The organism is Paenibacillus sp. cl141a (assembly GCF_900109305.1).
Lineage (GTDB): Bacteria > Bacillota > Bacilli > Paenibacillales > Paenibacillaceae > Paenibacillus_AQ > Paenibacillus_AQ lautus_A.
This window is the reverse complement of sequence record NZ_FNZO01000015.1, coordinates 135,359-150,723: the sequence shown is the minus strand read 5'-3', so window position 1 is coordinate 150,723 and position 15,365 is coordinate 135,359. Positions and strand designations below refer to the sequence as shown.

At 49.5% G+C, this 15,365-nt stretch carries 12 protein-coding genes; 10 read left to right on the top strand and 2 right to left on the bottom strand.

Annotated features, from left to right (window positions below):
• On the bottom strand, window positions 1-305 hold a 305-nt coding region (locus tag BMX45_RS28435; RefSeq protein ID WP_139212508.1), incomplete at its 3' end, for a helix-turn-helix domain-containing protein.
• A gap of 223 nt (window positions 306-528) precedes the next feature.
• Window positions 529-1,437 (bottom strand): helix-turn-helix transcriptional regulator, encoded by a 909-nt coding sequence (locus BMX45_RS28430; protein ID WP_090913864.1) that lies wholly within the window; start codon window positions 1,435-1,437, stop codon window positions 529-531.
• A gap of 97 nt (window positions 1,438-1,534) precedes the next feature.
• On the opposite strand from BMX45_RS28430, the gene BMX45_RS28425 reads away from it, so the two are divergent.
• The 10 genes from BMX45_RS28425 to BMX45_RS28380 all read left to right on the top strand — a co-directional run bounded on the left by BMX45_RS28425 (window position 1,535) and on the right by BMX45_RS28380 (window position 15,342).
• On the top strand, window positions 1,535-1,999 hold the full coding sequence (locus BMX45_RS28425) for a VOC family protein (RefSeq protein WP_090913862.1): 465 nt from the start codon (window positions 1,535-1,537) through the stop codon (window positions 1,997-1,999).
• Between the two features lie 75 nt (window positions 2,000-2,074).
• The gene (locus tag BMX45_RS28420) at window positions 2,075-2,644 is read left to right on the top strand and encodes a YdeI/OmpD-associated family protein (protein ID WP_090913860.1); all 570 of its coding nucleotides are present in this window, start codon (window positions 2,075-2,077) and stop codon (window positions 2,642-2,644) included.
• A gap of 185 nt (window positions 2,645-2,829) precedes the next feature.
• Window positions 2,830-3,675 carry an isocitrate lyase/PEP mutase family protein gene (locus BMX45_RS28415; RefSeq protein ID WP_090913858.1) on the top strand — a complete coding sequence of 282 codons (846 nt, stop codon included), beginning with the start codon at window positions 2,830-2,832 and terminating at the stop codon, window positions 3,673-3,675.
• Window positions 3,676-3,989: 314 nt separating this feature from the next.
• Window positions 3,990-7,055 (top strand): 3-keto-alpha-glucoside-1,2-lyase-like domain-containing protein, encoded by a 3,066-nt coding sequence (locus BMX45_RS28410; RefSeq protein ID WP_254778328.1) that lies wholly within the window; start codon window positions 3,990-3,992, stop codon window positions 7,053-7,055.
• Between the two features lie 190 nt (window positions 7,056-7,245).
• Complete coding sequence (locus tag BMX45_RS28405; protein WP_090913856.1) at window positions 7,246-9,000, top strand: cache domain-containing sensor histidine kinase; 1,755 nt, start codon at window positions 7,246-7,248, stop codon at window positions 8,998-9,000.
• Window positions 8,987-10,612: a response regulator gene (locus tag BMX45_RS28400; RefSeq protein ID WP_090913854.1), complete on the top strand. Its 1,626-nt coding sequence runs from the start codon at window positions 8,987-8,989 to the stop codon at window positions 10,610-10,612. Before BMX45_RS28405 ends, BMX45_RS28400 begins: the two co-directional genes overlap by 14 nt.
• A gap of 130 nt (window positions 10,613-10,742) precedes the next feature.
• Window positions 10,743-12,149, top strand: a complete 1,407-nt coding sequence (locus tag BMX45_RS28395; protein ID WP_090913852.1) for an ABC transporter substrate-binding protein — start codon at window positions 10,743-10,745, stop codon at window positions 12,147-12,149.
• A gap of 72 nt (window positions 12,150-12,221) precedes the next feature.
• Window positions 12,222-13,121: a carbohydrate ABC transporter permease gene (locus BMX45_RS28390; RefSeq protein WP_090913886.1), complete on the top strand. Its 900-nt coding sequence runs from the start codon at window positions 12,222-12,224 to the stop codon at window positions 13,119-13,121.
• Between the two features lie 85 nt (window positions 13,122-13,206).
• Complete coding sequence (locus BMX45_RS28385) at window positions 13,207-14,109, top strand: carbohydrate ABC transporter permease (RefSeq protein ID WP_090913850.1); 903 nt, start codon at window positions 13,207-13,209, stop codon at window positions 14,107-14,109.
• Window positions 14,110-14,328: 219 nt separating this feature from the next.
• Window positions 14,329-15,342: a glycoside hydrolase family 130 protein gene (locus BMX45_RS28380; RefSeq protein ID WP_090913848.1), complete on the top strand. Its 1,014-nt coding sequence runs from the start codon at window positions 14,329-14,331 to the stop codon at window positions 15,340-15,342.
• The last annotated feature ends 23 nt before the right edge of the window (window positions 15,343-15,365 follow it).

Below are 15,365 nucleotides of genomic sequence, written 5' to 3'. Positions count from 1 at the left end.
GTCTCCATCTTTCTCTGCCAGGAATACAACATGGAGAAGTCCGGAAGCTTAAACAATGCAGCGGTATCCATGAGAGAAGCGTCTGATTGAGCCATATGATTGAGTACGTCCAGTTTAAAGCTTGCCGGATAATTTGTATAGCCGTTAGTAAAGACGGCCTCACCATGCATCTCATAGAGCTTTAACCAATATTGGAATTGAGACTTGGTAACGCGCATTTGATTTGCGTATTCTGACTGAGATAGAAGACCCGAGTCATACCCTTGAATTAATGCCAATTTGCTGTCCTTAGTAAATTTAGTCATAAAAAACTGCACCTCCAACTGTTAGATGTGTCTAACAATTGGGGTGCAGTTCAGAAATGCGGCTTTTTTTGTTTTAAAGTATATACATTTCACCATAAAAAATTGGCCTGTCTCCGTGTCCTTCAAGCCCAGCTGGCCGTCGAGGGAATTCCTCCAACCGGGTGGGAGCAGGATTAATTTATTTCAATGCAAGTCACCGACATGTTCATTTGAAAGGACCTTATTAAGAATATTTATCGACCATTTTAAGCAAATAATTGCGAAACTCGTCCACGTACGATTGAGGTTCTACGATTTTTAGATTTGTTCCGAAACTTGCTAAAAATTGAAATCCAATAGGGTTCTGAGGAATATGGATGGTGGCCAGGTAATATTCAGAACTGTGGCTTTCAATACTCTTTCGACCGTACCTTTCAATAAACTGATCTTTTATGCCGGGCGCAATCAACGCTTTAATGGCGACTAGTTGCGGCTGATAACTGGCTGCGTCTTGTTCTAATGCATAATCTCTCGGGTTAAAGGTTTCTTCATTCATATTGAGATGATCGATCCTGGATAATTTAAATGTTCTATAGCTCTGACGATGTAAACAGAATCCCTTCAAATACCAACTCGTTTCGCTAAAATGAAGCTGATACGGCTCGACGATTCGATTCGTGATCATGCCATTTTTGTCTATATAATCAAATGAAATTAACTTTTTCCCTATTATCGATTCTTGGCATGCCTTCAAGGTTTGAAGAATTTCGGACCGACCCTCCCAATCATAAAATGATAGACGGACTGAACCTTTCAGTGTCATAGGGTGAACCATGGCCTCCATTTTTTTAATCGTGATTTCAACTTCCTCGCTAATTAGAATTTGTTCCAATCCGCCGAGCGCAGTCAATATATTTTCTAAGTCGGAGCTGTTTAAAAGCCGCTTATCCACCTTGTATTCATCCATAATACCGTATCCGCCATGAATTCCATGAACAGAATAGATGGGAATGTTGGATAAGCTCAGTGTTTCCATATCGCGAAGAATCGTTCTTTTGGAAACATTAAATAATTGTGCGAATTCTTTTGTAGAAACGATATCTTTTTTCAGCAATATCATAATAATGGATATTAACCTCTCAACCTTCTCCATAGCTGCCCCTCTTTTGGTATAAATTTTAAATGGTGACATGCGTCTGTCACCACTAATAAATTATACTTCATTTATCAAAAGAAGGAGGGACAACTGTATGTCAGCTATTGCATATTTGAACTTTGATGGAATCGCCGAAGAAGCGATTGAATTTTATTCGGAGGCTCTACAGGCGAACGAGGTAAAAAAAGTGAAATTTAAGGATTTTTCGCAGGATCCAAACGATCCATTACCAGAAAAAGAACTCAATATGATTATGGAGTCCTCGGTAGAATTTGCAGGCGGGAAAATCATGATGTCGGATATTTTGCCTTCCATGAAGGCGGTAACGGGTGAGTTGGTGAAAGGAAACAACATACTTATTGGTCTAGTCATGGAGGATAAACAAGCATTGGAAGAATACTTTAACCAATTGTCTGTTGGCGGCCATATTGTGATGCCGTTATCCAATACTCCTTGGTCTTCGTGTTTTGGAATGCTGGTTGATAAATTCGGAGTTGCCTGGAAATTTAATCGTGAAGCAGATCGCTTCCTGGATAAAGTCATTTCAAACAAACAGTAGCGCATTCGAAACATGGCCTTCCAATGAAAGGCCATGTTTTGATATTTTCATTAGAAAGGAGGAGGGGGGATAGCTATGAAATTTGAGCCTGTCATTCCAGCAAAATCGAGAGAGGATTTAAGGATTTGGCTGCAGAACCATGGCAAGACCGAGAAGTCTTGCTGGGTCTTGGTTAGTATGACGCCAACCCCTGATATGTTGTTATATTTGGACGTCGTTGAGGAAGCTTTATGCTTTGGATGGATTGATGGCATTAAAAAGAAAATGTCCGAAACCGAGCTGGCCCAGAGACTGTCTCCTAGAAGTAAAAAAAGCTCCTGGACCGAATTGAATAAAGAACGTGTCCAACGCCTCGAAAAGTTGGGGTTCATGAGTGACGAAGGCAGGAGGGTTCTTCCTGACATGGATCCGGGTTCTTTCAGAATAGATGGGGTCATTGAACAAAGGCTCAAGGAGGAAAAGCAAGTATTTGAGAATTTCATGGCATTTCCGGATCTTTACAAAAGAGTTCGGATCGACACAATACAAAGCTATAAATATCAGCCGGAATTATTTAAGAGCAGATTAGACAAATTCATAGCCAACACGAGAGAAAACAAAATGTACGGTCAATGGAACGATAATGGCCGTCTGATAGATTATTAATATTCCCTGGGGGCCAACAACCTTAGTCTGGTTGAGTACCGAACTAAGGTTGTATGCATTGCCCATTTATTATTGGAACTTTGGAACTCAATGTGCATTCCATATTTCGATGAGCATCGAATAGTACTCGGTTTATACTATATACAAAAGTACGCCAGTCGAATATAGATGGGGAGAGGTATGGCATGGACATGACAAAACAGCTTGAAAAGCTTACCGCCTTTAAAAAGCTTCACTCTAATTTCTTTATTTTGCCCAATGCATGGGATGCAGCAAGCGCGAAAACTTTCGAGAAGTGCGGCTTCAAGGCCATTGGCACGACAAGTGCCGGCATAGCGGTTTCCCATGGGTATGCGGATCGGAATATGCCCTTCGATAGGATGCTGGATACGGTCCGCAGGATCGTGCAAACCGTGGATATTCCGGTTACCGTGGATATGGAAGACGGGTATGGACAGACGCCTGATGAAGTCGCAGAATCGGTTAAGCAGGTGATCAAGGCAGGCGCGACGGGGATTAACATGGAAGACAGCAGCATGGATCGACAAGCGCCGCTGCATGATATTTTGCTTCAGCAAAACAAATTAGCCGTGATCCGAAGGCTGGGGAATTCCATGGGGTTTCCTCTCTTTATCAATGCCCGGATCGATGCTTACTGGATCAAGTCTATGCCGCCTGCAGGGAGGCTTGAAGAGACGATCAAGCGGGCCTATGCCTACCAGGAAGCCGGGGCAGATTGTATTTTTGTCCCCGGAATCCAGAAAATCTCCGACATCCAAACACTGCGCCATGAAATAAGCTGTCCGATAAATGTATTGGCCGGGCCGGGAATGCCTTCCGTAAATGAACTTGAAGCGCTAGGGATTCAGCGCATCAGCACCGGCTCAGGCCCTTTTCGCGCCGCAATATCGCTTCTGCATCGCATGGGCCATGAAATTTTGGAGGTGGGGACTTTTAAGCACATGACTTTGGGAGTTCTTTCCTACGACGATTTATCGGAAGCGTGCCTTGGCAGCAATCAACAGAGATAGCGTCTGCGTAGATCTTCATTCCCGCAACGCTATGGCTGCCGGCGAATCGGCAGGCGTTATAGAACAGTTAAAATGTATCCCTGGAGAATGGGTTTGCCCCACTCCTTTTTTTATGGGGAGGGATTATAATTCATCGTGACCATGAAAAGTTTGGATGGAGGGGGGAGTGAACTCAGATAGCGGGCTGCTTGCTTCCGATAAAATGTTAGCGCCTTCACATTAGAACAAGCAAGAATAAACCGGGAGAACAGAAGCTGCGCTGCCTTGTTATCGTGGGGCGGATGAATAATCTTGAGGAGGTATTTATACTTACCATGACAAGAAAAGCAGTTAGTCTGTTGGTTGTGCTTGCCATAATGATCACAGGATTCTCACCCCGAGCTGCGGGTGCAGCAGAAATCGATAGCTATTCAATTTCTTCAATGGATATGACGGATGCCGCTGATCCGGCATCATTGGCACAGACCGCCGATGCTCCCGCGACGATCCAAAATTACCCGATGCCATCCATCTATACCGCATCCAGCGTGTTTTCGTTGAAAGCGAATAACGAAGCGATTCCTGTAATCAGTTATCTGGCGGATTATGATTATGCTCAATTTTCCTTTTCCGGGACGGTCCGTATCGAAGTTACCAACAATGTGCCGATTACATCATACTCCATCAGTCCTCAGGCCAAAAACATCGAAGGCACGGTCAACGGGAACAAGCTGACCTTCTCGCTTTCATCCTCAACCTATGTCATCGTGAAAATCAATGACCAGAGGAAGAAGATTGTTATCGCAGCAGATCCCTTGGAGACGGATATTCCCCCGTCCACAGGTGCCGGGATTTATAATGTGACGCAGTCGCCATACCACGCGGATAACACGGGTACATCGCTGGCATCGGGTCCGATTCAGCAGGCGATCGATGACGCCCATCAAGCCGGCGGCGGCGTTGTATTCATTCCGGCCGGTGTCTATAAAAGCGGAAACCTGACATTAAAAAGCAATGTGACCTTTTACCTGGCCGGAGGCGCTGTCATCGTCGGCACCGGCAAGGGCGAAGACTATGTGATTGATTTCCGCAAGGATTCACGAAATGCGGATGGAACGTATTTTATACGGACCGCCGTAGACTCCAGCAATATCACGATCCGGGGGCGAGGAACCATTGATGGCAAAGGCATCGCGATGCGCGAACGGAAGATGCCGGCGCCGAACAAGAATGAAGGGTTCCTGAATAACCTGCTGGTTCCGATTGCAACTTCAAATTTTAATTTTGACGGTCTAATCTTACGGGATGGCGGCTTCTGGTCGTTTATGGTGGTTCGTTCCGATAATGTGACCATAAAGAATCTTAAGGGATTCCAGGATTTATACAAAATCGAGAATGACGTTATCGATATTAATGAAAGTCAGAACGTGCTTGTTCAGCATTCGATTGCCATCTCGGATGATGACACGTATTCCACTAAAACATGGCTGCAGACGGGAATGTCCAAAGATTGGCCGGGCGAGCTTGAACATTTGGAGAACGTGGTCTTTGATGACGCTTTTGCATGGACAAGATGCGCGGCTTTCAAGATTGGCATGGGGGTAGCCCAGCCGCAAATCGGCGTAACCATCCGAAATTCGTATGTGTATCAAAGCGCCCGAGCATTGCTTATTGATCATGGTTACCAATTGAATACGCTCCCGGAGGAAGGTTACGCCCAAAATATTACGTTTGAAAATATCGATATCGAACGAGTCGGGATCAATCAATTCGGGAACTATTGGCTTGGGGTTTCCACTAGTACTTCCGGTGATATAAGCAATGTTGTATTAAAGAACATCAATGTTCGCGAGACGGGCTCTCAGAAATCCAGACTTTCCGGGAATGCCACCAAAGGCGGAATGGTTAGAGGTGTCACGTTCTCAGATATTTATGTTGGAGGCAAGCTCGCAACAACCCTGAACGACTTGAATGTTACCGTCAATAACAATGTAACCGGTATCGTCTTTGCCAATTCCAAGCCGCCGCTATTCAGCGACAATTTCGAAGACGGAAATACGACGGGATGGACGTCGGTTACAGGGGGATGGACCGTACCGACAGTCGGCGCGAATAAAGTGCTGTCCAGCGGAAGCCAGACAACCAGGTCCCTTATTACCGCGAATAGCGGAGGTTCATGGACGGATTACGCGTATGAAGCCAGATTAAGAATGCCCATCACCAATGCCAACGCAGGGATTGTCTTCAGGGTCCAGGATGCAAACAACTATTATATGTATCGAATCAATTCTTCAAATCAAAAGCTGGAGTTGTTCAAATCCGTGAATGGACAATTGACGCTTGTTAACAGTACGCCGTTCACGGCGATTGAGAAACAGTGGTATAAGGTCAAGGCGATTATACAAGGGAACACGATTTCCTGTTACGTGGATGGAGAATTAAAGATGGAATGGATCAATCCTGTAACGGAACTGACAACAGGGGGGATCGGATTCCGGACCACCTCGGCGGGCGTCCATTTTGACGATGCCGTGGTCAGTCTCCTCAATAAAGCGCCAGAGGAGATTGCCCTTTCACACAACAGTGTTGTTGAAAACACGACGGCGGGAGGCATGGTCGGAACCTTTTCCACCAGCGACCCTGATGCGGAAGAAACATTTACTTATATGCTGATAGCAGGGGCAGGGGATGTGGACAACAGCAGCTTCACCATTTCGGACAATAAGTTGTTTCTAGCCTTAACGCCTGATTACGAAGCCAAGGATAGCTACAGCATTCGGGTAAGGAGCACAGACTCAGGCGGACTGTATATTGAGAAGACCTTTACGATCCATGTCACGGACGTGAATGAACCTCCCGTGAATCCGGATCCTACGGTCATCCGATTCAGCGACGATTTCGAAGATGGAACTGCCGGAGGATGGACGTCTGCTTCAGGATCATGGGATGTAATAACTGACGGCACAAAAGCCTTGATTCAGAATAATTCAACCACTGCGCTGATTACCGCAGGGGATGTATGGACGGATTATACGTATGAAGCCAAAGCGAAAATGCCGATCACCAATGCCAACGCAGGCATTCTCTTCAGGGTACAGGATGCGGGTAATTTCTATATGTTCCGAATCCATTCCGCAGCCCAAAAGCTGGAGTTGTACAAATCCGTGGACAACGTCATGACCCTTGTATCCAGCACTCCATTCTCTGTTCAGTCGAACCAGTGGTATACGATGAAGGCTTCCATTCAAGGGAATACGATAAAAGGTTATGTGGACGGGGAATTAAAAGTGGAATGGACCAATCCCGAGACGGAATTGACAGCAGGAAAAATAGGATTTCGGACCACTTCGGCAGGCGTAGCTTTTGATGATGCCGTGGTACTGGCACCTGGTCCGATCTAACGATTACGGCGTCCCGTACCATGTCAATAAGAGCCGATCTACAGGTCGGTCAGCGTTAATAGGATCATACGAAGGAGCTGCCCCTAAAGCCATGAATGGCTGCTCGGGACAGCTTCGTTTTTTTGCATTGTCGTACAGGGGATGCAGTGACATAATCAAAGAATAAAATGTAACGGAAGGCGTGAAAAGCTTGGAGTATCTTCGCAGGCAATCGTTCCGCAACAAACTCAAGGTCGCTTTTCTGGCTGTCATCGTGCTTTCTGTCCTGATGACCGGAGGATTGTCTTATTATATCTCGGCTGCCACGCTGGAAAAGAATGCACTGAAGCTCACGCAGGACACGGTGGTCAGGTCCGCACAGATCGTGGATGAGAAGCTGAATAAACTAATGCTGATTATGATGACGTTTATGATCAGCCAGCCTTTCTACGACATGCTGAAGGATGCCGCCTCCGGGGATGCCAGCAGATATTACACGCATCTGAACGATCTTGATAACGTTTTCTCGCAGGCGCGGATTGCCGAGCCGCTTATCCAATCGATCTACGTATTTACGCCGATCGGCGAATTTTATCCTTCGTCCATGAACCGTAATCGGTTCACCGCATTCGAGGATACCATACTGTATGCGCGCATCGAACAGGAAAAAAAGAACCTGTGGGTGGAGGGTCATGAGGACATGCTCTTCTCTGGCAAGGAACGCGTCATTTCGCTTATTCTGGAGCCGATCTTTGACACACCGGTCAGCGGTGTTTATATTGTCGTGAACATCCGTGAGGACGGCTTCCGCAAGCTGGTTCAGGGAAACACTGCAGAAGGAGCGTCCAGCTTCTTGCTTAACGCTGATGGAGAGACGGTTTACCCCGTGAAGGAACCGCTGGTCAGGCAGGCGGTGGAGACGGGAGATTTGAGTGGCATGATGAACCGTTCGGAGGGAAGTCAGCCTTTTGATCTGGACGGCCAAACCTATCTGCTAAATTATGCCCGTCTTGGCATAGCGGATTGGACGATGACCACCATCCGTTCCCGGGCCGACGTGCTCCAGGACATGGTATACGTCAAATGGCTGATCGCCGGGGTTACGCTGGCTGCTTTTACCGTTACCACGTTGATTTCTGGCGCATTTTCACGCTATTTGCTGAAGCCGCTGCAAGGGCTTCTGAAGGTGATGAAGCGGGTCGAGAACAACGATCTGACCGCCCGATTTGAGAGCGGCAGCGGAGATGAACTGGCTCAAGTGGGATTTCGGTTTAACCGGATGCTGGAACAGATTGTGGTGTTGATTGATGAGGTTACGGAAGCGCAGACGCATAAGCGAACTGCAGAGATCAAGGCGCTGTCGGCGCAGATGGACCCGCATTTTCTGTACAACACGCTCAACACCATCTACTGGAAATTGAAATTGAAGCAGATCGAACCGTCGCAGCAAATGGTCATGTCGCTCTCCCGCCTGTTCCAACTCGGGCTGAACAATGGTCAGGAAATTACGACAATGTCGAAAGAGCTGGAGCATGTGCGCCAGTATTTGGAACTGCAGTTAAGCTGCTATGAGGACTTATTCTCTTATGAGATCCATGTACGCGAACCGGAGGTGTCATCGCTTTCGATTCCGCGCATCATTTTGCAGCCGCTGGTGGAGAACAGCATTTTGCACGGTTTTCGTGACATGAAGAACGGCGGCCGGATCGAGATCGAAATTGCCGGAGATGGGGAGCGCTGGATGATTGCCGTGCGCGATAACGGTAGCGGCATGGACGAGACCCAAGTGCGCTCGCTCTTTTGGCTGGAATCGAAGAAAGGGTATGCGGTATCCAATTTGATCCGGCGGCTCCGGCTCTATTATGGGGACGGTGCGGAATTTCACGTAGACAGTGCGCCGGAACGCGGAACCGAAATATGGATTTCATTGCCCAAGAAAGGGGAGCATTTGGATGAGCAATCCTGAAGCGATCAGTCTTTGCATTATCGATGATATTAAAAGCGTGGTGGACGGGCTTACCGCCATGAACTGGGAAGAGCAGGGGATTCGGGTCGCAGGTGTATCGAACAATGGAGAGGAGGGGCTGAAGCTGATCAGCGAGTTGCGTCCGGATCTGGTTATTACCGATATCCGGATGCCGATCATGGACGGGTTGAGCATGCTTCGTTTGGTTCTGGAAGAGAACCCCAGCTGCAAGGTCATTCTGATCAGCGGCTATGCCGACTTTGACTATGCGCAGCAGGCAGTGCAGCTGGGGGCGTTTGATTTTGTGGTGAAACCCTTCACAGAAGAAGATATGATGTCCGCTGTGCTGCGAGCCAAAGCAGAGGTTATGGAAGAGAGGTCCAAACGGATAAGTTTGAGGGAAATGGAGAACAAGCTTCGCGAGAGCATGCCGGCGCTGAGGCAGGAATACTTTGGACTGCTCGTAAATCACCGCATTTCATGGGAAGAGGCCTCGGAACGATGGGATTTTCTGAATATTCAGCTTGAACCGCGCGGCTTCGTGGTGATGCTGATTGAAATTGATCGTTTCCAGGAGCGAGTTGCCGAGCAGTCCGTGAAGGAGATGGAGCTGATCCGGTTCTCGCTGTTGAATATTATGCAGGAGACGCTTGCCCATTATGCGCACAGCGTTCTTTTCCGCGCCCGTCATGATCAGTACCTGGCCGTACTGAACGATTCAGGACCGTCCAGTCCGATCGAAATTGCCGAACAGTGCTGCCGGAATATTGAACGATACACCAAATTTACGGTCTCGGTCGGGGTCGGCGGCAGAGTGGAGGAGATCAGCGGACTCCCGGATTCTTATCGCCAGGCTCATCGGGCGCTCTCCCATCACTTATTCACTGAAGGCAATGCCGCCATTATGTATGACGATATCCATCAGAGCGGAAGCCAAGAGCCGCTGGCACTGGAGTACAAGGACGAGCTCCTGCTGGCCCTTCGTTCCGGGAATGCCGTCCGGACGGACGCGATTCTGTCCGCAATTTCGGAAGCGCTGCAGAAACGGATCTCGCGGCAAAATCCGGATTATCTCCTCAGCCTGTACGATGAGCTGGCTGCTTCAGCGATTCGCACGCTTTACGAAATGGTACCATATTCGGAGATACAGCCGATGATCCAGAAATTCAGAACAGTACAAGGGACGGCGGGGCTGCCGCTGGCTTCTTTGCAGCGTCAACTGCATGGCTTGTGCACGGAGGGAGCCGAGCTGGTTCGCCGAAACAGCTTATCCGAAGGGCAGAAGGTTATTTATCATGCCATAGGCTATATCAAGGGCCGCTTGTCCGAAGATATTACCGTTGGCGAATGTGCCGCCCATGTGCATCTAAGCGCCAGTTACTTTTCCAGCTTGTTCAAGCAGGTGACCGGGATGACGGTCACGCAGTTTATCACCTCGGAACGCATTCAAAAAGCGAGACTGCTGCTGGTGGAGGGAGCGCAGGTGCAGGAGGTGGCTGCGGCGGTAGGGTATGAGGAGCGCAGATATTTCAGCGAGATGTTCAAGAAGATCACCGGCCAGACACCGTCGGAATTCAGGGCGGGCTATCACATGGACCGGCCGGAGACATGAGGCGAGTGCTGCAGGAGACCATAGAATTCTATCCCTTGAGAGTGAATTTGCCTCACTCCTTTTCCGTGTACAGGATTCTATAATAAAAAACGAGCTCACAATACAAACGTTAATCAAAGGGGTAGAATGTATGCGAAAAAAATGGTTAAGTCTCGGCCTGAGCCTCATTCTGGCCGCCGGAATCGCAGGCTGCGGCGGGAGCGACACCAACAATGGCAATGGGGGTACGACGAATGGCAAGTCTGACGGCGGAACGGCAGCACCATCAACCGAGACGGGCCAACCCGTACAGCTTAAATACTGGACTGACGACCGTCATGACCAAGAGTATATCAAGGAATTAATCAACAAGTTCAATGAAACTAACGGCGATAACATCCAGGTGGAACTGACGGTCATGTCCGAGAATTACGCGCAAAGCGTCGACATTGCATTTTCCAGCAACCAAGCGCCGGATGTGCTGCGTCTGAAGAGCGCCAATACATCCGGATTTGTCAAAAAAGGGTATCTCGCGCCGATTGACGAGTATCTTACCGATGACTTGAAAGCGAAGTTCGGCAGCCTGCTGATCGACGATGTCAACCGTTTTGACGGCAAGGTGTACTCGCTCGCCAATACCGGCCTCACCATGAGACTGGTCTACAACAAGGATCTCTTTGCCAAAGCGGGCATCGAGAATCCTCCGAAGTCGCTGCAGGAAATGGTGGAGGATGCCAAGAAAATTACCGAAGTCGGCAAGGCCGAGGGCATCTATGGTTTTGCGCTGAACTTCAAAAATCCGAAGCAAGCATTTGACCGTTCCGTACGGGAGATTCTTTCCTTGAGCGGTTATCAGGGACTTGGCTTTGATCTGAAAACTGGCCAATTCGATTTCGAGCCTTACTCGCAGGTCATTGAATATTTCAAGCAAATGCATAAAGACGGAAGCATTCTGCCTGGAGCGGAAGCGCTGGACATCGACCCGCTGCGCGCCCAATTCGCCGCAGGCAAAATCGGGATGTATCTTTCCTTCTCGACCGAGCCGGGTGTGTACATGGATCAATTCCCGACCGAAATCAACTGGGGGGGCGCGTTGGCTCCAACGCTGGACGGTGAGATCAAGGGAACTTCCGAAATCGTGTCCGCCGGAACGTGGCTCGGCATCAGCGCCCAATCGGCCAATAAGGAAGCGGCTTGGAAATTCATGCAGTATATGTACGGCGATGAGGTTCTGAAGACCTATCATGAAAAAGGCTTCGGCATTGCCATTGTGCCAAGCATTGTAGAACAGGCTAAAGATCCGGAGATCAATGGCATGGAAGGCTTCCTGGTCGGGGAACACGACTCGCTCTGGCCTGCTTCGCCAAACGTTAATCCGGAGGGTTCCACCTATGCGGACGCTTTCTTCAAATATATCCTTACCGATGAAGACCTGAAAGCGATTACGGAGGATTTAAACACAAGATACAACGCCGCATTGTCCAAGGCGGTGGAGAAAGGCGAGGTCACTGTAACGCCGAACCCTGCCTTTGATCCAACGAAACCGCAGGGAGAATAACAGGCTAGGATGGGGCTGCCGCACACTTTTTTGGCGGCTGCCCCTTTTCTTTCCCCGAAGGAGGAACGAATCGTGAGTATGAAATGGAAACGGCTGGGGGAGAATGCTCTGTTTCTGTCCCCTAGCATCATTTTGACGTTGGCTCTGGGCATCTATCCCTTGTTATGGATGCTGCGTTATATGTTTTATGACTATGCGGGATATGGCGATGCGCTGTTCGTCGGTCTGGACAATTTCCGTCGCCTGATGCGCGATGCGCTGTTCTGGGAATCGGTTGGCAATACCTTTATCTATGCCGGGGGCAAGCTGCTGTTGACGCTGCCGTTGTCCCTGCTGCTCGCGGTCATCCTGAACGGCAAGCTGCGGGGCGGAAATCTGCTGCGCGGGATCTATTTTATGCCGACGATTATCAGCACCGCGGTTATCTCCGTGGTGTTCTATACGATCTTCAATTCCTATAACGGGATGGTAAACACCGTATTGATGAAGCTGCATCTTGTCTCGCAGCCCATCGACTGGCTCGGCCCAAAGCATGCGATGCTTACCGTCATTCTTGTGGCGGTATGGGGCGCGGTCGGTAACTATATGCTGCTGTTTCTGGCTGGATTGCAGAGCATTCCGCAGGATTTGTACGAAAGTGCAGCCATGGACGGCGCGAATGCCGGAAGACGGTTCTGGAGCATTACGCTTCCGATGCTGGCTCCGGTTGCCCAGTTGGTCGTTATGCTTGCGATCATCGCATCCCTGAAAGGCTATGAGAGCATTATGCTCATCACGGAAGGCGGACCAATCGGCAAAACCGAGGTCATGTACCTCTATCTGTATAAACTGTTGTTTCCGGTTTCCACGGGTTCGCCTGTGGAGCAGCAGCTTGGATATGGCAGCGCCGTAGGCTTCGCAACCGCTGTTATTGTGGGAGCGATCACGGGCTTGTATTTCTTATTAAGCCGTAAAATGAACAAGCTTTATTAGATTTAGCGAAGGCCCTTACGATTTGACAACAACGCCGCAGATCGGTTGATCATGAACGGCTGCAGGCGTGCAGGAGGATCAGCAGATGAACAAACAGGTTTTACCCCAACAGCCGGATGCGCGCGGCAACAACGCCGTCCGCCCGCCTTCCGGTCAAATAGGCAGAATTGCGGGCCGTACGGTGATGTGGCTGTTCTTATTGATAACGGCGATACTGACATTATTTCCCCTGTTGATGACATTGTCCGGTTCGCTCAAGACCGGAGCCGAAATGATGACCGGCGGGAGCCTGCTGCCGGCCAAGCTGCAGTTCGTCAACTATGCCGAAGCCTGGAAGCAGGCTAATTTTGCCCGCTATACCTGGAACAGCGCTTTTGTCAGCATGATGGTTACCGCAGGCACCCTGCTGGTAGCTGCCATGGCGGCTTACGTGGTGGACCGCCGCCATTTTCCAGGAAAATCCCTGTATGTGACGACGCAGGCGTCGATGATGTTTATATCCGTCGGTGCGATTGTGCTGCGCCCGCAATTCGATTTGATGGTCGCGCTGAAACTGAATACCACGCTGTGGGGCGTGATCCTGATTCTGATCAGCGCTCATTCCAGCACCTTTTTTATGCTGCTGGGTTTCTTCAAAGCGATTCCCCGCGAGCTTGACGAAGCGGCCATGGTCGACGGCTCCGGCTTTGTTCGAACCTTCTTCCGGATTATTCTTCCGCTCCTGACACCGGGGCTTGGCGTGGCCGGGCTGTTTGCTTTCCGCCATGCCTGGAACGAATACATTTTGCCGCTGGTGTTCACAATGACGAATCCGCAGCTGCAGACGCTCACCGTCGGGCTGGCGAATCTCCGTTACGGTTCTTCCGCAGCCATGCAGATCCATTTGATGATGGCGGGAGCCTGCCTGTCGATTCTGCCGATGCTTCTCGCTTATATTGTGGCGAACAAATCCTTTATTCAAGTGACGGCGGGTTCAGTCAAAGGTTAATTTCATAATTCCATTATACAAGTGCGTGTTCAAAAAGGCCGGTTTTCAGCACCGAGAAGGTTGGATGAAGCCAGGGGCTGAGGAGCGGAGCGTACGTTTTGGGTACGTGAGCACCGGAAGGCACGAATGAATGCAAGATTCGATGCCGAATTACTTCCTGATTCACTTCGTGATCAAAATTGGACTTTTTGAACAACATCTACAAGGAGTTTGATGCATATGAGCGATATTATTGTGGGACCTTTGTTTTCCAGCCCGATCATGACCCGGCATGCCGCGAATCCGATTCTGACTCCGGGTGATGTGCCCTACGGTCCGGCGTTGGTCTTTAATGCCGGCGTTACCAAATTTAAAGGCAAATATGTGATGGTTTTTCGCAATGACTACGGTGATGAACTTAAAGGGATTGTTGCCCCTCATCATACAACGAATCTTGGGCTGGCCTTCAGCGATGACGGCATAAAGTGGGATGTGCAGCCGGAACCGTGCTGGTCTTGGCATGATGAAGAGGTCATCCGCGTGTATGACCCGCGTCTAACGGTAATCGGCGAACAATGTTATATGTGCTTTGCGGTCGATACCAAGCACGGGCTGCGCGGCGGCATCGCCGTCACCGAAGATTTCAGATCCTTCGAGGTGCTGAGCCTGTCGCTGCCGGATAACCGCAACATGGTATTGTTCCCGGAGCGGATCGGGGGCAAGTACGTGCGGCTGGAGCGCCCGATGCCTGTATACAGCCGGGGCGGGATAGACCGCTTTGACATGTGGATGAGCGACTCGCCTGACCTGAAATACTGGGGCAACTCCAAGCTGCTGCTGGCGGTTGAAGATGTAGCTTATGCCAATGACAAGGTAGGCCCCGGCGCTCCGCCCGTCAAAACGGACAAAGGCTGGCTGACCCTGTTTCATGCCGTGGACATCGATCCCAGCAGGGGCAAGAACGGCTGGGAGGACAGCTGGAAGAAGCGCTATACGTCAGGCATTTTACTGCTGGATCTTGCCGATCCCAGCCGGATCATCGGCATGGCGGAGACGCCGCTGCTTGCCCCGGAAGCCGATTATGAGACCGATGGGGGCTTCCGCAATCATGTTATTTTTCCGGGGGGCATGATCCTGGAGGATACCGGGGAAATCAAAATCTACTACGGCGCCGCCGATGCCGTAGAATGCCTGGCAACTGCGCATGTAGATGATTTGCTGCATCTTTGTCTGAAAGGCACAGTCCATAAGTGATGATGACATGTTGAAGCTATACA

Excerpts from the sequence above, each read along its gene's own strand:
- BMX45_RS28425 (WP_090913862.1), top strand. The coding sequence starts at position 1,535 with ATGTCAGCTATTGCATATTTGAACTTTGATGGAATCGCCGAAGAAGCG.
- BMX45_RS28415 (WP_090913858.1), top strand. The coding sequence starts at position 2,830 with ATGGACATGACAAAACAGCTTGAAAAGCTTACCGCCTTTAAAAAGCTT.
- BMX45_RS28410 (WP_254778328.1), top strand. The coding sequence starts at position 3,990 with ATGACAAGAAAAGCAGTTAGTCTGTTGGTTGTGCTTGCCATAATGATC.
- BMX45_RS28385 (WP_090913850.1), top strand. The coding sequence starts at position 13,207 with ATGAACAAACAGGTTTTACCCCAACAGCCGGATGCGCGCGGCAACAAC.
- BMX45_RS28380 (WP_090913848.1), top strand. The coding sequence starts at position 14,329 with ATGAGCGATATTATTGTGGGACCTTTGTTTTCCAGCCCGATCATGACC.
- BMX45_RS28395 (WP_090913852.1), top strand. The coding sequence starts at position 10,743 with ATGCGAAAAAAATGGTTAAGTCTCGGCCTGAGCCTCATTCTGGCCGCC.
- BMX45_RS28420 (WP_090913860.1), top strand. The coding sequence starts at position 2,075 with ATGAAATTTGAGCCTGTCATTCCAGCAAAATCGAGAGAGGATTTAAGG.
- BMX45_RS28430 (WP_090913864.1), bottom strand. The coding sequence starts at position 1,437 with ATGGAGAAGGTTGAGAGGTTAATATCCATTATTATGATATTGCTGAAA.
- BMX45_RS28400 (WP_090913854.1), top strand. The coding sequence starts at position 8,987 with ATGAGCAATCCTGAAGCGATCAGTCTTTGCATTATCGATGATATTAAA.